Below are 22,186 nucleotides of genomic sequence, written 5' to 3' on the forward strand. Positions count from 1 at the left end.
CGAGGCCCGGGTCGGCATCCCGGGCTGGCGCTATCCCGGCTGCGACACCGCCGACTTCGCGCATGCGCGGCTGCACGGCGAGCAGGAGCTCCACGCCTCCGGCTACGACGAGGCTCCTCGACCGCTGGGCGGCATGGGCGCGACGCCCGCCGACCTCGCGGACCGAGTCACGCTCCGGCGGGAGTCGCGCGCCGCGGCCAGCCGGGGGTGGCGAGGAGTGCGCCGTCACGGGCCACCGCGAGCACGTCGACGTCGTGCCGGTCCGCGAGGTCGTCGAGCGAGGCGCGCCCGCCCGCGACGATCGCGGTCGCGAGCACGTCGGCGGTGACCAGGTCGGCCGCGGCGACGCTCACCTGCAGGAAGGGCGACGGCCCCGCGCCGGGCATGGTCCAGATGTGGTCGCCCCGCTCGACGCTGCCGGAGGTCGCGACGGCTCGGCGGTGCGGCGGCTCGAGGTCGATGCGCGCGAGCAGGGTGGACCGGTCGGTCGGGTCGACGATGCCGACGGGGCGGCCTGGCCCGTCCGGGCCGGGCGAGGTCGTCGAGACGAGGACGTCGCCGCCTGCGCCGATCGACCAGCCCGCGAACCCGGCGTGGTCGAGGGCCTCCCCCGCCTCCTCGACGGCGAGCGCCTTGACGACGCCGTTCAGGTCGATCAGCCCGTCGCCGCGATGCGGCGTGAACGCACCGTCGGTCGCGTCACGCCAGCGCAGCGCGAGCGCGTAGGCGTCGCGGACGTCGGCGCTCGCGTCGACGAGGGCGAGCTCGCCGCGGCCGACCCGGCTGAGCTCCGACCCGGCGTCGAACAGGCTGCACCGCGCCTCCCACCGGGCGAACACCGCCGCGGCGGCGGCCGCCGCGGCATCCGCGTGCGCACCGGAGGACCCCGTGCGCACGCTGACCACCGTGCCCATCGCCTCGAACACCCCCGGCGGCAGCACGGCGCCGGCGGTGCGCGACGTCGCCCGCGACATCAGAACCCCGCCGCGTCGAGCGCGGCCTGCAACGACTGCAGATACGCCGAACTCGTGTACGTCGCACCGCTCACCATCGACACCGACGACGACTGCGCCTGCAGCACCTCGGACTGCAGGACGCTCGCGGCGCGGTTGCTGATCTGGACCGAGCGTCCGTCGTGGTCGGGCAGTTGCAGCGCCGTCACGTCGGTGATCGCGCCACCCGAGATCGTGACCTGCACCTGCGCGTCGCCGAAGCGGGTCGAGACGGTCGTTCCCGCGTAGGTTCCGTCGGTCGCGCCCGAGGTCGAGGTCGCCGCGCCGGAGGATGCCGCGGCATCCGTCGCGGACGACCCGGCCGAGGCATCCGAGCCGGATGTCCCCGAGTCCCCGGTGGACCCGGTCGCCGACGAGCCGGTCGATCCGTCGGTCGCCGCGGATCCGTCGGTCGTCGTCGATCCGCCCGCGGTCGTCAGGCTGTCGGTCGCCGCGGTGCCGAGCTGCCAGCCGCCGATGATCGCCGCGGCGGACGCCGCCGACGCGAGGAGGAGTGCACGTGTTCTCACCAGTCGAACCTCTCGTGATGGATCTGCTCGTCGGTCAGGCCCGCGGCGCGGGCCTCGGAGATGACGCCCTCGGCCCATCCGCGCGGGCCGCAGACGTAGAGGTCGCTGTCGGCGACCGCGGGCACGAGCGCGGGCAGGTCGAGCCCCTGGCGCTCCGCCGACGGCGTCAGCCAGCCACGGCCGCGGCCTCCGGGCACCGTGATCAGCGTCGCGCCGCGCCGATGGCACAGGTCGCGGACCTCGTCGAGGAGCCAGCCCTCGGCGGGCCCCTGCGTGCGGAGCACCACGGTCGCCTCGCCCGGCCGGAACGTCGCCGACTCGAGCAGCGACCGGATCGGCGTCACGCCGATGCCTGCGGCGACGAGCGTCAGTCGACGCCGGCTGCGGGATGCCTCGCTGAAGATGCCGTACGGCCCCTCGAGCGCGACGCGCGTGCCCGGGCGGATGCCGGCGAGGCTCGCCGACCCGTCGCCGAGCGCCCGCACGGTGATCCGGAGCCGGTCGCCGCGCGGCGCCGCGGAGAGCGAGTACGGGTGCGCCTGCCACCACTGGCCGGCGGCGAGGAAGCGCCAGATGAAGAACTGGCCGCCGGTCGCGCGGAGCGCGGCGAGCCGCCGGCCCCGCATGGTGACCGACACGACGCCGTCGCGCTGGTCGCCGACGGGGTCGATGCGCTCGACCACGAGGCCGTGCCTGAGCGAAGCGACGACCGGCGCGACGACTCGATAGCCGACGACGGCCGCGAACGTGCCGAACGTGATCACGAGCCAGTACGCCCACTGCCAGGTGCCCACGGCGAACAGGCCGCCGACGCTGAACTGGTGCGGCAGTGCGGCGAGGACCGCGACGTAGACGAGCAGGTGGATGACGTGCCACACCTCGTACCGGAGCTTCCGGCGCACGGCGACGAGCGAGCTCACCACCACCGCGAGGAACAGCCCGAATCCGAGGATCGCGAGCGGCAGGTCGGGGAGGTTCCAGATCGCGACGGCCTCGGCGACGAGGTCGACCCCGTCGGCGATCGCGTACCCCGCGAGGAGCAGCACCCCGTGGGCGAGGAGCAGGGAGAGGACCGGCTTGCCGAGCCTGTTGTGGAGCGCCATCGCGGCGTCGTGCCCGACGGCGCGCTCGATGAGGGGCACGCGGGCGGCGAGCAGGAGCATGACGAGCACGAGGTCGGTCGCGGCGAGCCCGGCGATGATGCCGAGCGAGGTCAGCGCCGAACCCGGGTCGGCGAAGCGCGTGATGCCGCCCTCGGCGAGGAACAGTGCGATCGCGACGGCGACGGATGCCACGGCCGCCGCCTGCAGGAGGTCGACGCGCCAGAGCCGCCGCCCGGCACGTGAACGCTCGGAACCGCCGCCGAACGGGCGCGCGGGTCGCTCGAGGTGTCGAGCGTCGTGGACGAGGAATGCCATGTCCCGATGGTGCGCCCGGGGTCTATCGACCGCCGATGGGGTGCCTATGCGCTTGCTGGGAACGTGTCAGGCCACGCGACCGAGCGTGAGGGCGGCGTACATGAGCGCCGCGACGCTCTCGCCGTCGCCGATCTCACCGTCGCTGACCATCCGCATGACCTCGGCCCACGGGACCGCGCGCACCTCGTGGATGCCCTCCTCGACCTGGCCGTGCGCGTGGCCGTGCGGGTCGCCGTGTGCTCGCGCGGCGGCGGGGCGCAGGCCGGTCGCGAGCCAGACGGACTCGGGGGCCCGGCAGATGCCGTTGAGTGCGTTCATCGCGCCGATCTCCCGCCAGTCGTCGGCCTCGAACCCGGTCTCCTCGGCCAGCTCGCGCCGCGCCGCGACGAGCGGGTCCTCCCCGTCGGACCCACCCGCGGGCACCTCGATCGAACGACCCACGGTATGCCGGTCGACGGTCACGAGCAGGACCTCGTCGGCGTCGGTCATCGCGACGACGAACACGGCGGCGTTGCGCATCTCGACCACGCCGTAGATGCCCTCGCTGCCGTCGGGGCGAAGCACGTCGTCCTCGACGACGCGGATCCACGGGTTCTCGTAGACGGTGCGCTGTGCGCGGATCGGCCAGGTCACAGCTTCTCGATCGGTGCGATCTTGATGAGGAGCTTCTTCTGCCCGGCCGAGTCGAACGCGACGTGCGCGATGCGCTTGGTGCCCTCGCCGGTGACCTGCCGGACGGTGCCCTCGCCGAAGTCGGTGTGGCGGATGCGGTCGCCCGCTTCGAGCGTGAGGTCGCCGTTGTCGCGCACCGTGCCGGTCACCCGGTTCGCCCACTCGGTCTTGGGCGCGGCCGACTTCGTGACGCTGAACCGCTCGAGGTCGCGGTCGCGCGTGCCCCACGCACCGCCGCCCGCACCGCCGCCGTAGCCGCCGCGACGGGCGTTCAGGGCCCGCGGCTGCGTGCCGCCGCGACTCGTCGCCATGCCGGGCGACTGCTTCCAGTCGATGAGCTCGTCGGGGATCTCCTGCAGGTAGCGGCTCGGCATCGCGACGGAGACCTCGCCGAACTGCGCGCGGCTCATCGCGAGCGAGAGGTACAGGCGCTTGCGCGCCCGGGTGATGCCGACGTAGAACAGTCGCCGCTCCTCCGCAGGACCGCCGGGCTCGGAGGCCGACATCTGGTGCGGCAGCAGCCCCTCCTCGATGCCCGTGAGGAAGACCGCGTGGTACTCGAGTCCCTTCGCGGTGTGCAGGGTCATGAGCGAGACGGTGCCCGACGCGTCGTCGAGCTCGTCGGCGGCGGCGACGAGCGAGACCTGGGTCAGGAAGTCGACGAGGCTCGCACCGGGGTTCTCGCGATCGAAGTCCTTCGTCTGCGCGAGCAGCTCCTCGACGTTCTCGGCCCGCGTCTCGTCCTGCGGATCGCGGCTCGTCCGGAGCGTCTCGACGAGCTTCGATCCCTCGATGAGGAACGCGAGCACGTCGGACACCTTCGACGCGCCCTCGTTCGTGCCCTCGTCGATGCCCTTCTGCGAGGGGACCAGCATCGCAGCGGCCGCGTCGAGCAGCTTCGCGAGGTCGATGATCGCCTTCGTGACCTTCGGCCCCAGCCCCAGGCCGTCCGCCGCGCGCATCGCCTGACGGAACGACAGGTCGTTCTGCTCGGCGAAGCTCGCGATCGCGGTCTCGGTCGCGGGACCGATCCCGCGCTTCGGCGTGTTCAGGATGCGACGGATGGCGAGCTCGTCGAGCGGGTTCGCGACGGCGATCAGGTAGGCCATCGCGTCCTTGATCTCGGCGCGCTCGTAGAACTTCGTGCCGCCGACGACGCGGTACGGCAGCGCCGAGCGCACGAAGATCTCCTCCAGCGCGCGCGTCTGCGCGTTGGTCCGGTAGAACACGGCGATGTCGCGGTACGCGACGCCGGCGCCGTGCAGCGCCTCGATCTCGTCGGCGACGAACTGCGCCTCGTCGTGCGCCGAGTACCCCGTGTAGCCGGTGATCCTCTCGCCGTCGCCGTCGGCCGTCCAGAGCTTCTTGTCCTTGCGGTCGAAGTTGTTCGAGATGACGGCGTTCGCAGCCGACAGGATGTTCTGCGTCGACCGGTAGTTCTGCTCGAGCAGCACGACCTTCGCGCCCGGGAAGTCGCGTTCGAACTCGACGATGTTGCGGATGTCGGCGCCGCGGAAGGCGTAGATCGACTGGTCGGAGTCGCCGACGACGGTGAGGGATGCGCCGGGGATCGCGCCCGTGGCATCCGTCAGGCCCCGCACCAGCACGCCGTGCTCGTCGAGCTCGGCGACGACGTCGGGTTCGACGGCCCTCGTGAGCTCGCGGATCAGCGCGTACTGCGCGTGGTTCGTGTCCTGGTACTCGTCGACGAGGATGTGGCGGAAGCGCCGCTGGTAGAGCGCCGCGACCTTCGGGAAGGCGCGGAACAGGTAGACCGTCTCGCTGATGAGGTCGTCGAAGTCGAGCGCGCTCGCGTCGCGCAGACGCCGCGTGTACTGGCGGAAGATCTCGAGGAACATCACGTCGTTCGGATCGTTCGTGTTGACGTTCCGCGCGTACGTCTCGACGTCGCTCAGCTCGTTCTTGAGCTTGGAGATCTTCGCCTGCGCGCTCGCCGGCGTGAAGCCGAGGGTGTCGGCGTCGAGCTCCTTGATGATGCGCTTCAGGATGGTGCGCTGGTCGGCCGAGTCGTAGATCGTGAACGTCGAGCTCAGCCCGATCGCCTCGGCCTCGCGCCGCAGGATCCGCACGCACGCCGAGTGGAACGTCGAGATCCACATGCCGCCCGCGGCCTCGCCGAGCAGCGCCTCGACGCGCTCGCGCATCTCGGCCGCGGCCTTGTTGGTGAACGTGATCGCGAGGATCTGGCTCGGCCACGCCTCGCGCCCGTCGATGAGGCTGGCGATGCGGTGGGTCAGCACGCGCGTCTTGCCCGACCCTGCACCTGCGACGATGAGCAGCGCCGGCCCGCGGTACTCGACCGCTTCGCGCTGCTGCGGGTTGAGCCCGGCGGTCAGGCGATCGGATGCCGCGTGGCCGGCGCTCCGCGGCTCGTCGGCACGCTCGCGGTCGGCCGCGCCGGGCGCCTCGCGCCAGCCGGTGGGGTCGTCGGGGTCGAGGATCAGCGTCATGTCCCGTCAAGTCTAGGCGCGGCATCCGACAGCCCGGCACTGCCGCCGGGACCGTGCGGACCGAGGCGATCGACGCGGCTCAGCGCCGCGTCGTCGGCCCGACGGCACGGACGGCAGCGAGGTACGCGTCGACGGCGGCCTCCGGCCGGCCGGATGCCCGCGCTGCGTCGCCCTCCGCGAGCAGCGCCTCGGCCGCATCGATCCGCCGGGCTGCGGATGCCCCGGTCAGCATCGACCCGGCATCGGCGACGGCCGGCACCGCGAGGTCGGCCGCGGCGTCCGCGAGCCAGCCCTGCAACGCCGTCGTCTCGACTCCGTCCGCATCGAGCGCGACGAGGGCGTCGACCCCATCGGCCAGCCTCGTCAGCGCCGGGAGCACCGCGGACTTCGCGGCGAGGTCCTGCCATCCCCCGCTGCCGTGCCCCGCACCCCAGAGGTCGGCGATGACGCGCTCCGCGAGCCGCGCCTGGCGGGGCGTGAGCTCGTCTCGTTCGAGCGCCGACCGCAGCACGTGAACGACGTCGTGCGGCGACCCCTCGGCCGGGAGGCTCCGGCCCGGCGTGTTCAGTGAGATGACCGCCTCGATGAGACCCGGCCCCGGGAAGTCGCTGTAGACGATGCCCGACCGCTCGCGGATCGTCGTCCGCACGAAGTCCATCGTCAGCTGGTTCAGCCCGACGAATTCGACCGAGCACGTGCCGAGGAAGCAGTTCACGCTCGGGTACTCGCGCAGGCACTTCGAATCGTGCTTGCACGAGTCGATGTGCCCTCGCGTCCAGCCGGTCAGCAGCTGGTCTGCGCCCGTCGCGGGCGACGAGTGTCCGCTGGCGTAGAAGTACGGGAACCCGCCGTCCGCGGCCGATGTGAAGGTGATGAAGATCCGGCCGGCCGGATCGTCGGCGACCCGATCGGCTTCGATCAGGTGCGGCGCCACGTAGTCGGTCCACTTCACGCCGAGGTCGCGCTCCGTCGCCAGCTCGTAGTGGTCCTCGATGTCGAGGTTCGCGTCCGACCACGAGAACGGGCCGATCGGGTCGAAGTCCTCGACGTAGACCACGATCTTCCCGCGCAGGTCGCCGAGTTCCGGGTCGGTGTCGGTGCCGTCGTAGTAGTGCCCCTCGAGGAGCGCCTTCACGTCGGCGAACGACGGGTTCCCGTGCTCCTTCTTGACCCGGGTCACGATGGTCTCGCTCGGATGCTCGTCGAGGAACTCCACGAGGTCGGCGATGACCTCGCCGTAGGGCGTGAACTGGCAGTCGATGCCGTGGAAGATGTCGAGGGGGCAGACGCCGTTCTCGCCGACGCGGATGTCGAGGGCGCGGATGCCGGCGGCGAGCTGGTCGCTGAAGCCCATGCTCTGCGTGAACGTGATGTCGCCGCCGAACCTGGAGGCGCCGGAGTCGTGCGTGCCGGGGATCGAGAGCTGGGAGAGCCGGAGGTCGTCCGGCAGGTCCGCCATCCAGTCCTCGGAGAGGGCCTTCGGGTGCGCATCGTGCGAGTACGCCGACGTCTCGTAGGCGTAGGCCGGTGCCGGCGTGATCGCCGCGACCGCCACGACGATCGCGGCGGCGGCGAGGACGGATGTCCTCCGTCTCGAGTTCCCCGTCATCGGACCCCCTCGGACCGGCTCGTGGGTGCATCCGACCCCAACGCTCCCACCCGGCCGGGGTCGCGGCAAGGTCCCCGTCCGGGTGGCCCGAGCCTCACCGCGCCGCAGGCGCGCGTCAGGGAAGGTACTCGGACTCGAAGTACGCGCGACGCGCCTCGAGGCCGAGGTCGGGGTGGTCGACGAAGACGCCGTCGACACCCGTGTCCATGATCCGGGTGAACTCGCCGAGCCAGTCGCCCCACGCGCTGCGCGACGCACCCCGCCGGAATTCCGGCGCGAGGAAGCGGTTCTCGGGACGCAGGGTCCACGTGTAGACCGCGAGCCCGGCCGCATGCGCGGCGTCGACGAGGTCGGACCCGCGCAGTGCGGCGTCCGGGCGCGCGCGTCGCGCGGGCGCGGCATCCGTCGCCGTGGCGCTCGCCCGGTCGGGCCGGTCGCCCACGAGGCGCCCCTTGCCGACGCTGACGCCGTGCACGATCCCGCCGAGTTCGAGGAGTCCGCGCTCGCTCACGAACGCGTCGTAGCGCTTCGCCGCCGATCCGTCGGACGCGACCAGGTCGAACGGCGCGCCCCGGTCCTCGACGAGGAGCACGCGGGTGCCGCGCACGCCCGCCAGGACGAGCCGGTCGAGCAGACCGGGTTCGAACGACTCCGAGACGAGCCGATCGTCGCCGCGCCCCCAGCCGGCCGCCGACAGCTCCGCGGCGAACAGTTCCTCGACCGGCAGGCCGAGGGCGGCGAAGTGGGTCGCGTGCTTGAACTCGGCCACGAGCCTGATGATCCGCCGCGACTCGTCGGTCGCGGCATCCAGCAGCCCCAGGAGGTCGCGGAAGCGCAGGATCGGGTAGCGCCCGTCGAAGCTCGCGCTGTGCGGCCGGACGCCGCCGAGCCGCTCCGTCGCACGGAGCGTCGCCAGCTCGGCCCACGTGAAGTCCTCGGTGAACCATCCGGTGAGGGCCCGTCCGTCCACCTCGCGCGTCGTGCGACGCGACGCGAACTCGCTGCGGGAGGCGACATCGGTCGTTCCGGAGATCTCGTTCTCATGACGCAGCACGAGCACGCCGTCGCGCGTGGCCACGAGGTCGGGCTCGATCGCATCGGCGCCGAGCGCGAACGCCATCAGGTACGCCGCCTCGGTGTGCTCCGGGCGGTACCCGGACGCGCCGCGATGCCCGATCACGAACGGACGCTCGGCGAGATCGCGCAGCATGTGGCAAGCGTAGCGAGGGCCGAAGGGCCATCCGCCCCGGAATGCCGGGGGATTTCACGGCGTTGTCACTGCTCGAACCGGTAGGTTTGGAGAGCGGAACCGGACGGTCCCGCACGATTCCCCTCCACACGACGGAAAGCCGAAAGCAGAGGAACCACAGCAATGGCTCTCAACAACCCCGCCTTCTCACGCAATGAGGCGTTCTCCTCCGGCCAGGGGGCGGTGGCTGTCGCACAGGACATGTCCGCCCAGCAGCTGCAGGACATGTACAACACGCCCGCGACGCTCCCCGACCGCGACGTCATGACCATCGAGGACTCGATCGCCAAGTCGGCCGCCTCCTTCGGCGTGCTGCTCGTCGGCGCCGCGATCGGCTGGCTCACGGTGCAGTCCGTGCCGTTCCTCTGGATCGGCGCCGGGATCATCGGCTTCGTGCTCGCGCTCGTCAACATCTTCAAGAAGGAGCCCTCGCCCGCGCTGATCCTCGCGTACGCGGGCGTCCAGGGCGTCTTCGTCGGAGGCATCTCCGCGTGGTACGAGCTCGCCTACGGCGGCGGCATCGTCGCCCAGGCCGTGATCGCGACCCTCGTGGTCGTCGGCGTCACGCTCGCGCTGTTCGCCTCGGGCAAGATCCGGGCGTCGAAGCGCGCGACGAAGATCTTCCTCGTCGCGATGGTCGGCTACCTCGTGTTCTCGCTCGTGAACATGGGGCTGATCCTCTTCGGCGTGACGGACGACCCGTGGGGCGTCCGCGGCATGGAGATCGCCGGCATCCCCCTCGGTCTCATCATCGGCGTGCTGGTGGTCATCATGGCCGCGTACTCGCTCGTGCTCGACTTCGACTTCATCCAGCAGGGCGTGCGCAACCGCGCCCCCAAGAAGTACGGCTGGACCGGCGCCTTCGGCATCATGGTCACCGTCATCTGGCTCTACCTCGAGATCCTGCGCATCCTCGCGATCGCGCGCGACTAGCGCCACCGATCGCACACGCGAACGGGCCGTTCCCTTCGGGGGCGGCCCGTTCCGCATTCTCCGACGCGCCCGCCGTCTTCGCTCCCGAGTGCGGTTTCTGCGGTGGAGTGCGCCATCACGCCGCTCTCCACCGCAGAAACCGCACTCGGACGGGCAGGGTGGCCCGGCGCAGAGCGCGTCAGCGCGCGCCGGGGCGCGACGCGCGGGCGAGCAGGACCGCGCGCTCGCGCTCGTTCGCGGTGAGGCGCGCGGCCTCGGCGAACGCCTCGCGCGCCTCATCCGGGCGCCCGAGTCGCTCGAGGAGTTCCGCGCGAACGGCGGGCAGCGGGTGGTACCGAGCCAGCCGCCCGTCGGCGGCCAGCTCGTCGACGAGCGCGAGTCCGGCCGCCGGACCCTCGGCCATCGAGATCGCGACGGCCCGGTTCAGTTCGACCACGGGCGAAGGTGCGACCCGTCCGAGCGCCGCGTAGAGGGCGACGATCGCGGCCCAGTCGGTGTCGTCGACGGATGCCGCGAGGTCGTGCTGCTCGGCGATCGCCGCCTGCAGCGCGTAGGCGCCACGTCCGCGGCCGATCGCGTCGGCGCGAGCGAGCGCCGCGCGCCCCCGCGTGATCGCCGATCGGTCCCACCGTCGCCGGTCCTGGTCGCCGAGCAGCACCGGGTCGCCCTTCGCGTCGAGCCGCGCCGGGAAGCGTGCCGCCGTGAGCTCCATGAGCGCGACGAGCCCGTGCGCCTCGGGCTCCCGTGGCACGAGCGTGGCCAGCACGCGCGCGAGTCGCAGCGCCTCGCGGCTGAGCTCGGGCCGCATGAGGTCCTCCCCCGCCGACGCCGAATGGCCCTCGTTGAAGATGAGGTAGAGCACGCCGAGCACGGTGCCGAGACGCCCCGGGAACTCGGAGCGCGGCGGCACCTCGAACGGCACCCCGGCCGCGCCGAGCGTCTTCTTCGCCCGCACGATGCGCTGCTGCACCGTCGCGACGGGCGTCAGGAACGCCCGCGCGATCTCCTCCGTCGTGAGGCCGCCCACGACGCGGAGCGTCAGCGCGACGCGCGCCTCGCGCGAGAGCACCGGATGGCACGACACGAAGACGAGTCGGAGCACGTCGTCGTCGATCGCGTCAGGGTCGTACGGCAGGTCGGCCGCGGCATCCGTCGCCTCTGCCTGTTCGCGCTCGAGGTCGTGCGCGATCGCCGCGAGGCGTTCGTCGTAGCGCTCGCGACGACGCCAGCCGTCGATGGCGCGGCGCTTCGCGACCGCGGTGAGCCACGCGCCCGGATTCGAGGGGATGCCGGAGGCCGGCCACTGCGCGAGCGCCTCGGCGAGCGCGTCCTGCGCGAGGTCCTCGGCGAGCGCGAAGTCCCCGACCATGCGCGTCAGCGTCGCGACGATGCGCGCCGACTCGATGCGCCACACGGCGGCGACGGCGCGCCGGGCGGACTCGGGGTCCGTCGGGCGCGCCGTCGCCGTGGCATCCGGTGTCTCGTCGGTCACGTTCGGATGGCGCCGCTCACGCCTTCGCGGCGCGCTGCGCCTGCTCCTCGCGCCAGCCCGCCTCCTTCTGGATCCACTCGTTGTCCTGCGGGAAGTCGTCGAGCTCGGTGACCCGGCGCACCTCGAGCTTCGACCCGGGCCCGAGCGGGCACCGCTTGGCCCACTCGGCGGCCTCCTCCTTCGAGGCGACCTCGAGGATCCAGAACCCGTTGAACAGCTCCTTGGTCTCGCCGTAGGGGCCGTCGGTGACGAGGGGCGGCTCGGCGTCGAAGTCGACGACGAAGCCCTCGCTCGCGTCGGAGAGGCCCTCGCCGGCGAGCATGACGCCGGCCTTCATCATCTCCTCGTTGTACCGGCCCATGGCCTCGATGACCTGCTCGAACGGCAGGTCCTGGTAGGCCTCGACCGCCCGGTCGTCGGCCCGCATGATCAGCATGTACTTCGGCATGGTGGAAAGCTCCTCGCGTCGTCCGGGTCGCGTTTCGACCCTCTCACTGATGACGTCGAACGGGAAGGCGCCCGATCGACAGGTCGGCCGGAGGAATCCCCGATTCAGAGACCGAGGGTCTGCATCGTCGCCCGGATCGCATCCCCGGATGCCGCGAGCAGGCCCGCTTCGGTCTCCGACATGGGCGTCTCGGCGATCGGGAACGCGCCGCTCCCGCCGACCACCGAGGGCATCGACAGCGCGATTCCATCGAGCCCGAACGCCCCCGAGTGGACGGTCGACACGGGGAGCACCGCGTGCTCGTCGTCGAGCAGCGCCTCGACGATGCGCGCGCCCGAGAGGCCGATCGCGTAGTTGGTCGCACCCTTGCCGCGGATGACGGTGTAGGCCGCGTTGCGCACCTCGGACGCGATGCCGTCGAGCTCGTCGATCGAGAACCGCTCGCCCCCCGTCCAGTCGAGGATCGGCACCGGTCCGATGCGCGCGTTCGACCAGAGCGGGAACTCGGTGTCGCCGTGCTCGCCGACGATGTCGGCGTGCACGCTCGAGGTCATCACGCCCGCTCGCTTGGCGAGCAGCCAGCGGAGGCGCGAGGTGTCGAGCACCGTTCCCGACCCGATGACCCGCTCGACGGGAAGTCCGCTGATCTGCCGTGCCGCGACGGTCAGCACGTCGACCGGGTTCGTGACGAGCACGTAGATCGCGTCGGGCGCGCGCTCGAGCAGCTGCGGCAGGAGCCGCTCCAGGATCCCGACGTTCGTGCCCGCGAGCTCCATGCGACTCTGCCCCGGCTGCTGCTTCGCGCCGGCCGTGATCACCACGACGTGCGAGTCGGCGACGACGTCGAGGTCGGCGCCGCCGATCACGTTCGACCGCGTGAACTGCGTGCCGTGGGCGAGGTCGAGCACCTCGGCCTCGACCTTCTCCGCGGCGATGTCGTACAGCGCGACCTGGTTCGCCGATTCGCGGATGAGCGACGCGTACACGAGGCTCGCGCCCACGCTTCCGGCACCGATGACGCTGAGCTTGGAGTTCTCGATGACCGCCATGCCGCTCATGCTTCCAGAGGGCCGAGCGGATGTCACGACTCGGCAACGACGCCGCGGGCGAACCGCGCCGTGTGGTTCGATCATCCCGGTGCCACCCTGCGTCCGCCGACGTCCCGGCCATCGACCCGACCACCAGGAGACCCCTGTGATCATGCTGAAGCGCGCCCTGCTGCGCCGGAGGAGCTCGCCCGTCGGGTCCGTATCGACGTGGCGTCGACCCATGACGGTGAGGCTGCTCGCCTCCGCGGCCCTGGTGTTGTCGTGGGCCGGGCTCATCGCGCCTTCGGAACCGGCGCATGCATCAGGCTCCGCGAGCGTCTCCGGCACGGTGTCGTTCGGCGACGGCCGACCGGCGACGGGTGGAAGCGTGACTCTCCAGACCCGCGAGGGGTACGGCGTGTCGCATCTCGGAGGCCAGGTCGGCGCCGACGGCACCTATTCGATGACCGGTATCGAGCCCGGGGAATACGTCGTGGCGTTCATCCCCAGGCTTCGCTCCTACGCGAACGACCAGCAACGCCTGGACCATCAGGGCAGCCACGGCACCTTCTGGGGCGGGACGCCGTATCGGTCGCAGGCAGCCGCGCTGGTCCTGTCCGAGGGCATGTCCAAGACGGGGATCGACGGCGTACTCCCCGAAGCCGGCTCGATCAGTGGAGTCATCACCGGGCCCGACGACGGGCCGGTCGCGGGCGCGTGGATGGAATTCCGGTTCGCCGCGAATCGGCGGCTCGGACTCGAGAACGATGACACGGTGCTCCTGCCATGGCCGACGACCGATGAGCATGGTCGCTACACGATCAGGCAACTGCCCCCCGGCGACTGGGCGGTGGGTGTTCGCCTCCAGGAAGGCTCGAGCCTTCGTGAGGAGGCGTACAGCGACAAGGTCTACTACCCCGAGGGCGACAAGGTTCGGGTGTCCGGGGCGTCGGACGTCACGGGCATCGACGTGAAGCTCACGACGGTCGCGCAGACCGGTCCGTTCGGGGTGGTCTCGAGGATCGCCGGTCCGGACCGATATGCGACCGCGGTCGAGATCTCTCGGGCATCGTTCCCGGACGGGGCGTCGGTCGCATTCATCGCGAGTGGTCGCGGGTACGCCGACGCATTGTCGGGCGCGCCGCTCGCCGCGATGAGCGACGGACCCATCCTGCTGACGTCGCCGACATCCATCCCGTCCTCCGTCCGGACCGAACTCGATCGCCTGAATCCGGAACGGATCGTCGTGCTCGGTGGGCCCGTGGCGATCGCCTCGTCCGTCGAGACCGAACTCGCGCGCCTGACCCGAGGCAGCGTGACGAGGCTGGCCGGTTCCGATCGGTACGAGACTTCCGCGGTGATCGCCCAGCAGTGGGTGGGCGGGGCGAGGCACGTCTACCTCGCAAGCGGCACGAGCTTCCCGGACGCCCTGTCCGGTGCGCCCGCGGCAGCGATCGAAGGCAGTCCGATCCTCCTCACCGGTCGCACCGGCGTCCCGGCCGCGATCATGCGCGAGACGAGGCGACTCGAGCCGGTCTGGGCATACTTCCTCGGAGGGACCGCGGTCATCGACAGCCAGGTCATGGGCGCGATCCAGAGCGACGGTGGAGTCGATCTCACGTTGTATCGCGGTGGTGCGGATCGCTACGACACCTCGGTCCAGCAGTCGAGCGATCTCCAGCCGGGTATCGAGGTCGCCTACATCGCGAGCGGCTCCGACTTCCCAGACGCGCTCGCGGGCGCCGCGGTCGCGGGGCGCACCGGAGCTCCGATCCTGCTGACCGCCAGAGACTCGCTTCCCTCGGTGGTCGAGCAGGAGCTCCGACGACTGCGTCCGGAGCAGATCGTGATCCTCGGCGGTGAGTCCGTCATCAGCCGCGGTATTCAGGCTGAGCTGGAACGCATCGGAACGTCCGGCTGATCGGGCTACGGAGCGAGTCGGGACGGGTCCCTGCTCCCAGAGACCCGAACGGATGTCACGACTCGCCAACGCCTTCACACCGTGTACCCGGCGAACGGCACCACTGATCCGGACGCACTCGCGGGAGCTCCGGTCATCGGATCGGCGGGAGAACGGATCGTGCTCACCCCTCCATGCGTGCTGAACGGCGATGCCTGCTGGCACAGGATCGCCTCCATCCCGCACCGATTCATCACCTACGGCGGGCCTGCCGCGGTGAGTACATTCGTCGAGAACGAACTCGCGGCGACGAGCGACTTCCGCTGAGACGGACCTCCAACGGCGAACGGGCGCGGACCCTGCGGCCCGCGCCCGTTCGCTCACGTCGCTCGATCGCGCGACGTCACTCCCACTCGATGGTCCCCGGCGGCTTCGACGTGACGTCGAGCACGACGCGGTTGACCTCGCTCACCTCGTTGGTGATGCGGTTCGAGATCTTGGCCAGCACGTCGTAGGGCAGGCGCGTCCAGTCCGCCGTCATCGCGTCCTCGGACGAGACCGGGCGCAGCACGATCGGGTGGCCGTAGGTGCGCCCGTCGCCCTGCACGCCGACCGAGCGCACGTCGGCGAGCAGCACGACCGGGCACTGCCAGATCTGGTCGTCGAGGCCCGCTGCGGTCAGCTCGGCGCGGGCGATGGCGTCGGCCTCGCGGAGCACCTCGAGGCGGTCGCGCGTGACCTCGCCGACGATGCGGATGCCGAGGCCCGGGCCGGGGAACGGCTGGCGACCGACGATCGCCTCGGGCAGGCCGAGCTCGCGACCGATGGCGCGCACCTCGTCCTTGAAGAGGGTGCGCAGCGGTTCGACGAGCTCGAACTGCAGGTCTTCCGGCAGGCCGCCGACGTTGTGGTGGCTCTTGATGTTCGCCGTGCCCGTGCCGCCGCCCGACTCGACGACGTCGGGGTAGAGCGTGCCCTGCACGAGGAACTTCACGGCCTCGCCCTCGGCCGCCGCCTCGGCGACGAGGTCGCGCTCGGCCTGCTCGAAGGCGCGGATGAACTCCCGCCCGATGATCTTCCGCTTCTCCTCGGGGTCGGTGACCCCGGCGAGCGCATCGAGGAAGGTGTCGGCCGCGTCGACGGTCACGAGGCGCACGCCGGTCGCGGCGACGTAGTCCTCCTGGACCTGCTCGCGCTCGCCCTTGCGGAGGAGCCCGTGGTCGACGAACACGGCGGTCAGCTGGTCGCCGACGGCCTCGTGGACGAGCGCGGTCGAGACCGCCGAGTCGACCCCGCCCGAGAGGGCCGAGATCACGCGCGCCGAGCCGACCTGCGCGCGGATGCGCTCGACCTGCTCGGCGATCACGTTGCCCGAGTTCCAGTCGGCGGGGATGCCCGCGGCGCGGTGCAGGAAGTTCTCGATGACGTCCTGTCCGTACGGCGAGTGCTTGACCTCGGGGTGCCACTGCACGCCGTAGAAGCCCTGCTCGTCGCTCGCGAACGCCGCGACCGGGGTGGTCGCGGTCGACGCGAGCACGTCGAACCCCTCGGGAGCGACGGCGACGGAGTCGCCGTGGCTCATCCACACAGTCTGGTGCTCGGGCTGGCCGCCGAGCAGGGTGTTGCGGTCGTCGACCCGCACGGTGGCGGAGGTCGATCCGTACTCGCGGTGACCGGTGTGGGCCACCTCGCCCCCGAGCTGCTGCGCCATGACCTGGAAGCCGTAGCAGATGCCGAGGGTCGGCACGCCGAGCTCGAGGATGCCCGGATCGAGCGACGGCGCACCCGGCTCGTACACCGAGGACGGCCCGCCCGAGAGCACGATCCCGACCGGGTCCTTCGCGCGGACCTCGTCGGCCGTGATCGTGTGCGGCACGATCTCGGAGTAGACGGATGCCTCGCGCACGCGTCGCGCGATCAGCTGCGCGTACTGCGCGCCGAAGTCCACGACGAGGACGGGTCGCTGCTGGGTCTCGCTCACTGGGCGGCCTCCACGGGCTCGGAATCGGTGTCGGAGTCGGAATCGGTCGCAGCGGGTGCGGCGGCGGCCGCGGCATCCGCTTCACGCATCGCGAGGTAGTCGCGGACCTCGCGCCCGATGCGGGCCTCGAGGATGAACGAGAGGAACGGCACGATGCCGCCCGAGGCGAGGACGAGCAGGCGCCAGAACGGCCAGCGCATGAGGCTCCAGAGCCGGAAGTTGCTGAAGAGGTACACGACGTAGAACCAGCCGTGCGCGATGAGGATGCCGGTCGAGAGGTTGACGCCCGTGCCGGTCGACTCGAGGCCCTCGGGCGTCTCGGCGACGGGTTCGAGCGAGAGGAGGCCGTTCGGCCCGAACGCGTACAGCTCGAGGTGCCAGACGTACTTCAGCAGCATCTCCGCGCAGAGCAGGAGGAGCATGACGCCCGTGATGACCGAGGCCACCATGTAGAACTTCAGGGCCCCGCGGATGCGCGGGAATTCAGCCGGTTTGGGCGCGAGGGGCATGGCGTCCAGTCTAAAGGGCGCACGGCTGGGCGATGGCCGTGACGGATGCCGCGCAGCGGCACCGCACGAGGCGTTCGGCGCCGCCTACGAGCCGACGAGCTCGCGCGGCACCACGAACACGTCGACGAGCGCGCCGCCGCGCCAGAGCGTCATCTCGACCTCGCGGTCGATGGCGTCCTCGACCATGAGACGTTGGATGGCGGTCGCCGTCACGATGCCGGTTCCGTCGAGGGTCACGGCGATGTCGCCCCGCCGGATGCCGGCGAGCTCCGCGGGGCTTCCGTCCACCACGCCGGTGACCTGGAGCCCGGTCGGCGACCCGACCCGTTCGGCCAGCCCCGGCGCGAGACGGACCTGCGCGCCGGCGATCCCGAGCCACGCCCGCCGGACCCGCCCGTGCGCGACGAGGGCGTCGATGATCGCGCGGGTCGCCGGATTGATCGGCACCGCGAGCCCGAGTCCGACGCCCGCGACGGCCGTGTTGACGCCGACCATCCGTCCGCGCCCGTCGGCGAGCGCGCCGCCGCTGTTGCCCGGATTCAGCGCCGCGTCGGTCTGGATGACCTCGTCGACGACGCGACCGGCGGCGGTCGGCAGCGCTCGACCGAGGTTCGAGACGATCCCGGCGGTCACGCTGCCGGCGAGGCCGAGCGGCGTGCCGAGTGCGACGACCAACTGGCCGACCCGGAGCGTCCGGGCGTCGCCGAGCGGGACCGGCGGCGGGACCGCCCCGTCGGCGCGGAGCACGGCGAGGTCTGACAGCGGATCGCGCCCGATCACCTCGGCATCGACCGTCGTGCCGTCGCCGAAGGCCGCCTCGGCGCGCTCGGCCCCCGCGACCACGTGCGCGCTCGTGAGCAGGACGCCGTCGGCGGACACGACGCTCGCGGAGCCGGACCCGGCACCGCGCGCCGAACGCACCGCGAGGCTCGCCATGCTCGGCAGCAACCCGTGCGCGACGCCCGTCACGACGCGCGAGTACGCGTCGAGGGGGTCATCGCCCTGGGGCACGGGGACGGGATCGTGGTCGTTCACACACGCATCTTCACCCCGCGGACGGGGTCCGGGTCCACGGTTCGCCGACGGCTGAACCCGCTCAGTCGCGCGCCGCGTCGGCCGGCGTCGCGGAAGCCGCCTCGGCCTCCGCCGCGAGCTCGGCCTCCTCGCGCTCGCGCTGCACGGCGTCCTTGACGAGCCGGTACCAGAGGAAGACCGCGAATCCTGCGAACACGACCCACTCGACGGCGTAGAAGACGTTCAGCCAGTTGAGCTCCGCCTCCTGCAGCGGCGGGGGCGAGTGGATGGCCTCGAGACCCGCCATGGGCTCGGTCGCCGTGACGTAGCCGAAGTACACGGGCCGGTCGTCGTAGTCGGCCCAGACGTTGATCAGGTGCGCGACCGCGACCGTCGTCATCGACTGCGGGTCATCCGCCTCATCGGGCGCCATGGGCGCCTCGCTCGGGAGGAACCGGCCGACGACCTCGACCTCGCTGCCGGATGCCGCCGCGCGGTCGACCTCGGCGAGCGCCGCACGCGCCGTCTCCTCGTCGGCCGCCCAGCCGAGCGCGACGGGGAGGCCGCCGGGCGCGGCATCCGTCACCTCGAGGTGGGCGACCACCCACCACCCGGCGACGCCGTCGTTGAGCCGACCCTGCACGAGCACCGTGTCGCCCGGCACGATCGTGCCGGTCACCGAGACGCGCTGGCCGGTCGCGGCCTGCTCGGTCGGGCCGTCGGGCTGCACCACGTCGCCGAACGGACGCACGTCCTCGGTGGGCCGCTCGACCACGGTCGCCTGCTCGACCGCACGGTCGACCTGCCACTGCGCGAGGAGCGCGAACGCCGCCGCGATGCCGAGCGCAGCGATCAGGGCGAGCACCCAGCGGGGGCGCAGCATCATCCGGAGCATGTCGCCCGAGATTCTAGCCGGGCGGGATGCGCACCCCCTGCGAACGCCCTCGGCCGATCAGTCGACCTTGACGATGTCGGGCGCCTCGAGCCGCTCCCGGTCGGCCGACTCGTCGTCCGGCTGCTCCTGCGACGCCCGTTCCGCGGCGACGCGCTGGAGGTACCGCTCGACCTCGAGCGCCTCGCGATCGGCGTCCCAGCGGAGCACGCCCGCCATGAGCTTCGCGGCGACGGGCGCCGCGGAGACCCCGCGGTCCCACGCCTCGATCGAGATGCGGGTGCGCCTCGCGAGCACGTCGTCGAGGTGCAGCGCCCCCTCGTGCGACGCCGCGTACACGACCTCGGCGCCGAGGTAGTCGTCGGCGCCGGGCAGCGGCTCGCCGAGTTCGGGCGTCTCGCGGATCAGGTCGAGGAGCTCGTCGGTGAGCGTGCCGTACCGGTTCAGCAGGTGCTCGATGCGGACCTTGTGGACCCCGAACGCGCGGGCGATCTTGCCGCGCTTGTTCCATGCGGCCTGGTAGCCCTCGGCGCCGAGGAGCGGGATGTCCTGCGTCGTGGACTTCGGCACCCGGCCGTCCATCGCGTCGGCGGCCGCATCGATCGCGTCCTTCGCCATGACCCGGTAGGTGGTCCACTTGCCGCCCGCGACGACGACGAGCCCGGGCACGGTGTGCGCGACGACGTGCTCGCGCGAGAGCTTCGACGTCGACTCGCTCTCCCCGGCGAGCAGCGGCCTGAGCCCCGCGAACACGCCCTCGACGTCCTCCCGCGTGAGCGGGATCGCCATGACGGCGTTCACGTGCTCGAGCAGGTAGTCGATGTCGGCCGCCGTGGCCGCCGGGTGCGCCTTGTCGAGGTTCCAGTCGGTGTCGGTCGTGCCGATCAGCCAGTGCCGGCCCCACGGGATGACGAACAGCACGCTCTTCTCGGTGCGGAAGATCATGCCCATGGCCGACTGGATGCGATCGCGGGGCACGACGAGGTGGATGCCCTTGGACGCGCGCACCTTGAACGTGCCGCGCTCGCCCACCATGCGCTGGGTGTCGTCCGTCCACACCCCGGTCGCGTTCACGACCTGCTTCGCACGGATCTCGAAGTGCTCGTCGGTCTGCAGGTCGTGCGCCTTGACGCCCACCACGCGCTCGCCCACCTTCACGAAGCCCTCGACCTTGACGCGGCTCGCGACGTGCGCGCCGTAGAACGACGCGGTCCTGGCGAGGGATGCCACGTACCGGGCGTCGTCGACCTGCGCGTCGTAGTACGTCAGCCCCCCGACGAGCGCGTCGCTCGAGAGCGACGGGATCGCGCGCATGACCTGCCGCTTCGACAGGTGCCGGTGGTGCGGCACGCCCGGAGGGCGTCCGCCCGAGTAGCTGAAGATGTCGTAGAGCAGCATGCCGGCGCCGATGTAGACCCGCTCGAACACCCGCTTCTGCAGCGGGTAGAGGAACCGCACGGGCTTGACGAGGTGCGGCGCGAGGCGCTGCAGCAGGAGGCCGCGTTCGATGAGCGCTTCGCGCACGAGCCGGAAGTCGAGCTGCTCGAGGTAGCGGATGCCGCCGTGCACGAGCTTCGACGATCGGCTCGAGGTTCCCGAGGCCCAGTCGCGGGCCTCGAGGAGCCCGGTCGAGAGCCCTCTCGTCACGGCGTCGAGCGCGGCCCCCGTGCCGACGATGCCGCCGCCGACCACGAGGACGTCGAGTTCCTTCTCCTTGAGGCGGGCGATCGCCGCCTCGCGTTCCTCGGGTCCGAGCTTGTTCGAACGCGTCACCGACTTCAGTCTCGCCATCGTCGCTCCCCATCCCCGGGCGGACCGCGGCGGCCTCGCCCGTCCGTCCCCACGCTACCCGAGCGCCGAGCGCTCGGCCATGGAATCGGCTGGGGATGGGGGCGGGTTGACAGGAGCGCCGGGCTACGCCGAGCGGTAGGGAGCGACGACGACCTCGACGCGCTGGAACTCCTTGAGGTCGGAGTACCCGGTCGTGGCCATCGACTTGCGCAGCGCCCCCACGAGGTTCGCCGTGCCGTCGGCGGCGGGCGCCGGCCCGTAGAGGATCTCCTCGAGCGGGGCGACCTGGCCGACCTGCACCCGCTGGCCGCGAGGCAGCTTCGAGTGGTGCGCCTCGGGGCCCCAGTGCCATCCTCCGCCGGGCGCATCGGTCGCCCGTGCGAGCGCCGCGCCGAGCATGACCGCGTCGGCGCCGCACGCGACGGCCTTGACGATGTCGCCCGCCGCCCCGACGCCGCCGTCGGCGATGACGTGCACGTAGCGCCCGCCCGACTCGTCGAGGTAGTCGCGACGCGCGCCCGCGACATCCGCCACGGCCGTCGCCATGGGTGCGTGGATGCCGAGCGTGGCACGCGTGGTCGACGCCGCGCCGCCGCCGAAGCCGACGAGCACGCCCGCCGCGCCCGTGCGCATGAGGTGCAGTGCCGCGGTGTAGGTCGCCGCGCCGCCCACGATGACCGGCACGTCGAGCTCGTAGATGAACTTCTTGAGGTTCAGCGGCTCCTGGTTCTTCGAGACGTGCTCGGCGGAGACGGTGGTGCCGCGGATCACGAACAGGTCGACGCCCGCGGCGACGACGGTCTCGTAGAGCTCCTGCGTGCGCTGCGGCGAGAGCGCGCCGGCGACGGTGACGCCCGCGGCGCGGACCTCGGCGAGGCGGGCCGTGACGAGGTCGGGCTTGATCGGCTCGGAGTACAGCTCCTGCATGCGGGCCGTGGCCTGCTCGTCGGTGAGGTTCCGGATCTCGGCGAGCGCCGGCCCGGGATCCTCGTACCTGGTCCAGAGGCCCTCGAGGTCGAGCACGCCGAGGCCGCCCAGCTGGCCCATCATGATCGCCGTCTGCGGCGAGACGACCGAGTCCATCGGAGCCGCGAGGAACGGGATGTCGAACTGGTAGGCGTCGATCGACCAGCCGATCGAGACGTCCTCCGGGTCGCGGGTGCGCCGGCTCGGCACGATGGCGATGTCGTCGAACGCGTAGACGCGACGGCCCCGCTTGGAGCGGCCGATCTCGATCTCCTGGGTCACCCGTCAACC

Annotated in this window: 19 protein-coding genes; 3 read left to right on the forward strand and 16 right to left on the reverse strand. The window is 71.8% G+C overall.

Translation table 11 applies throughout. The features are described 5' to 3' along the window. Positions 1 to 167: 167 nt before the first annotated feature. From GJR97_RS10910 to GJR97_RS10940, 7 genes are all read right to left on the reverse strand, one after another. On the reverse strand, positions 168 to 974 hold the full coding sequence (locus tag GJR97_RS10910; RefSeq protein ID WP_229276221.1) for an FAD:protein FMN transferase: 807 nt from the start codon (positions 972 to 974) through the stop codon (positions 168 to 170). Further along, the gene (locus GJR97_RS10915; RefSeq protein ID WP_324613406.1) at positions 974 to 1,522 is read right to left on the reverse strand and encodes an FMN-binding protein; all 549 of its coding nucleotides are present in this window, start codon (positions 1,520 to 1,522) and stop codon (positions 974 to 976) included. The genes GJR97_RS10910 and GJR97_RS10915 overlap by 1 nt, the downstream gene beginning before the upstream one ends. After that, the gene (locus GJR97_RS10920) at positions 1,519 to 2,940 is read right to left on the reverse strand and encodes a ferredoxin reductase family protein (RefSeq protein ID WP_154346502.1); all 1,422 of its coding nucleotides are present in this window, start codon (positions 2,938 to 2,940) and stop codon (positions 1,519 to 1,521) included. The genes GJR97_RS10915 and GJR97_RS10920 overlap by 4 nt, the downstream gene beginning before the upstream one ends. A 66-nt stretch (positions 2,941 to 3,006) precedes the next feature. Further along, positions 3,007 to 3,573 carry an NUDIX hydrolase gene (locus GJR97_RS10925; RefSeq protein ID WP_324613407.1) on the reverse strand — a complete coding sequence of 189 codons (567 nt, stop codon included), beginning with the start codon at positions 3,571 to 3,573 and terminating at the stop codon, positions 3,007 to 3,009. Further along, positions 3,570 to 6,083 carry an ATP-dependent helicase gene (locus tag GJR97_RS10930; protein ID WP_154346503.1) on the reverse strand — a complete coding sequence of 838 codons (2,514 nt, stop codon included), beginning with the start codon at positions 6,081 to 6,083 and terminating at the stop codon, positions 3,570 to 3,572. The genes GJR97_RS10925 and GJR97_RS10930 overlap by 4 nt, the downstream gene beginning before the upstream one ends. Before the next feature lie 79 nt (positions 6,084 to 6,162). Beyond that, positions 6,163 to 7,692, reverse strand: a complete 1,530-nt coding sequence (locus GJR97_RS10935) for a PI-PLC domain-containing protein (protein ID WP_154346504.1) — start codon at positions 7,690 to 7,692, stop codon at positions 6,163 to 6,165. A 115-nt stretch (positions 7,693 to 7,807) separates the two neighbouring features. Further along, the gene (locus GJR97_RS10940) at positions 7,808 to 8,902 is read right to left on the reverse strand and encodes a glycerophosphodiester phosphodiesterase family protein (protein WP_154346505.1); all 1,095 of its coding nucleotides are present in this window, start codon (positions 8,900 to 8,902) and stop codon (positions 7,808 to 7,810) included. 162 nt (positions 8,903 to 9,064) lie between these two features. Here GJR97_RS10940 and GJR97_RS10945 point away from each other — a divergent pair, with 162 nt between their 5' ends. Then, the gene (locus tag GJR97_RS10945) at positions 9,065 to 9,874 is read left to right on the forward strand and encodes a Bax inhibitor-1/YccA family protein (RefSeq protein ID WP_154346506.1); all 810 of its coding nucleotides are present in this window, start codon (positions 9,065 to 9,067) and stop codon (positions 9,872 to 9,874) included. 178 nt (positions 9,875 to 10,052) lie between these two features. Here GJR97_RS10945 and GJR97_RS10950 read toward each other — a convergent pair whose 3' ends face one another. The 3 genes from GJR97_RS10950 to GJR97_RS10960 all read right to left on the reverse strand — a co-directional run bounded on the left by GJR97_RS10950 (position 10,053) and on the right by GJR97_RS10960 (position 12,863). Next, on the reverse strand, positions 10,053 to 11,366 hold the full coding sequence (locus GJR97_RS10950) for an RNA polymerase sigma factor (RefSeq protein WP_324613408.1): 1,314 nt from the start codon (positions 11,364 to 11,366) through the stop codon (positions 10,053 to 10,055). Positions 11,367 to 11,382: 16 nt separating this feature from the next. Beyond that, positions 11,383 to 11,814 carry a YciI family protein gene (locus GJR97_RS10955; protein ID WP_154346507.1) on the reverse strand — a complete coding sequence of 144 codons (432 nt, stop codon included), beginning with the start codon at positions 11,812 to 11,814 and terminating at the stop codon, positions 11,383 to 11,385. Between the two features lie 104 nt (positions 11,815 to 11,918). Beyond that, positions 11,919 to 12,863 (reverse strand): L-lactate dehydrogenase, encoded by a 945-nt coding sequence (locus GJR97_RS10960; RefSeq protein ID WP_154346508.1) that lies wholly within the window; start codon positions 12,861 to 12,863, stop codon positions 11,919 to 11,921. A 367-nt stretch (positions 12,864 to 13,230) separates the two neighbouring features. Here GJR97_RS10960 and GJR97_RS10965 point away from each other — a divergent pair, with 367 nt between their 5' ends. Together GJR97_RS10965 and GJR97_RS10970 are read left to right on the forward strand one after the other, a co-directional pair. Continuing rightward, the gene (locus GJR97_RS10965; protein ID WP_195760676.1) at positions 13,231 to 14,763 is read left to right on the forward strand and encodes a cell wall-binding repeat-containing protein; all 1,533 of its coding nucleotides are present in this window, start codon (positions 13,231 to 13,233) and stop codon (positions 14,761 to 14,763) included. Between the two features lie 159 nt (positions 14,764 to 14,922). Next, a complete protein-coding gene (locus tag GJR97_RS10970) occupies positions 14,923 to 15,069 on the forward strand; it encodes a hypothetical protein (RefSeq protein ID WP_154346510.1) in 147 nt (48 codons plus the stop codon). A gap of 76 nt (positions 15,070 to 15,145) precedes the next feature. On the opposite strand, the gene guaA is transcribed toward GJR97_RS10970, so the two are convergent. The 6 genes from guaA to GJR97_RS11000 form a co-directional block, all read right to left on the reverse strand. Continuing rightward, positions 15,146 to 16,723 carry a glutamine-hydrolyzing GMP synthase gene (gene guaA / locus GJR97_RS10975; RefSeq protein WP_324613409.1) on the reverse strand — a complete coding sequence of 526 codons (1,578 nt, stop codon included), beginning with the start codon at positions 16,721 to 16,723 and terminating at the stop codon, positions 15,146 to 15,148. Next, entirely contained in the window at positions 16,720 to 17,232 is a 513-nt protein-coding gene (locus GJR97_RS10980; RefSeq protein WP_154346511.1) for a DUF3817 domain-containing protein, read from the reverse strand. Before GJR97_RS10980 ends, guaA begins: the two co-directional genes overlap by 4 nt. Positions 17,233 to 17,316: 84 nt before the next feature. After that, positions 17,317 to 18,267, reverse strand: a complete 951-nt coding sequence (locus tag GJR97_RS10985) for a S1C family serine protease (protein WP_324613410.1) — start codon at positions 18,265 to 18,267, stop codon at positions 17,317 to 17,319. A 61-nt stretch (positions 18,268 to 18,328) separates the two neighbouring features. Continuing rightward, a complete protein-coding gene (locus GJR97_RS10990) occupies positions 18,329 to 19,141 on the reverse strand; it encodes an SURF1 family protein (protein WP_154346512.1) in 813 nt (270 codons plus the stop codon). 57 nt (positions 19,142 to 19,198) lie between these two features. Further along, entirely contained in the window at positions 19,199 to 20,929 is a 1,731-nt protein-coding gene (locus tag GJR97_RS10995) for a glycerol-3-phosphate dehydrogenase/oxidase (RefSeq protein ID WP_154346513.1), read from the reverse strand. A gap of 123 nt (positions 20,930 to 21,052) precedes the next feature. Continuing rightward, a complete protein-coding gene (locus GJR97_RS11000; RefSeq protein ID WP_324613412.1) occupies positions 21,053 to 22,177 on the reverse strand; it encodes a GuaB3 family IMP dehydrogenase-related protein in 1,125 nt (374 codons plus the stop codon). Positions 22,178 to 22,186: the final 9 nt, after the last annotated feature.

It is taken from the genome of Agromyces kandeliae (assembly GCF_009674665.1).
Lineage (GTDB): Bacteria > Actinomycetota > Actinomycetes > Actinomycetales > Microbacteriaceae > Agromyces > Agromyces kandeliae.

Coding starts and splice junctions, on each gene's coding strand:
- GJR97_RS10995 (WP_154346513.1), bottom strand. CDS start 20,929: ATGGCGAGACTGAAGTCGGTGACGCGTTCGAACAAGCTCGGACCCGAG.
- GJR97_RS10910 (WP_229276221.1), bottom strand. CDS start 974: ATGTCGCGGGCGACGTCGCGCACCGCCGGCGCCGTGCTGCCGCCGGGG.
- GJR97_RS10990 (WP_154346512.1), bottom strand. CDS start 19,141: ATGCTCCGGATGATGCTGCGCCCCCGCTGGGTGCTCGCCCTGATCGCT.
- GJR97_RS10955 (WP_154346507.1), bottom strand. CDS start 11,814: ATGCCGAAGTACATGCTGATCATGCGGGCCGACGACCGGGCGGTCGAG.
- GJR97_RS10980 (WP_154346511.1), bottom strand. CDS start 17,232: ATGCCCCTCGCGCCCAAACCGGCTGAATTCCCGCGCATCCGCGGGGCC.
- GJR97_RS10935 (WP_154346504.1), bottom strand. CDS start 7,692: ATGACGGGGAACTCGAGACGGAGGACATCCGTCCTCGCCGCCGCCGCG.
- GJR97_RS10945 (WP_154346506.1), top strand. CDS start 9,065: ATGGCTCTCAACAACCCCGCCTTCTCACGCAATGAGGCGTTCTCCTCC.
- GJR97_RS10930 (WP_154346503.1), bottom strand. CDS start 6,083: ATGACGCTGATCCTCGACCCCGACGACCCCACCGGCTGGCGCGAGGCG.
- GJR97_RS10960 (WP_154346508.1), bottom strand. CDS start 12,863: ATGGCGGTCATCGAGAACTCCAAGCTCAGCGTCATCGGTGCCGGAAGC.
- GJR97_RS10940 (WP_154346505.1), bottom strand. CDS start 8,902: ATGCTGCGCGATCTCGCCGAGCGTCCGTTCGTGATCGGGCATCGCGGC.
- GJR97_RS10920 (WP_154346502.1), bottom strand. CDS start 2,940: ATGGCATTCCTCGTCCACGACGCTCGACACCTCGAGCGACCCGCGCGC.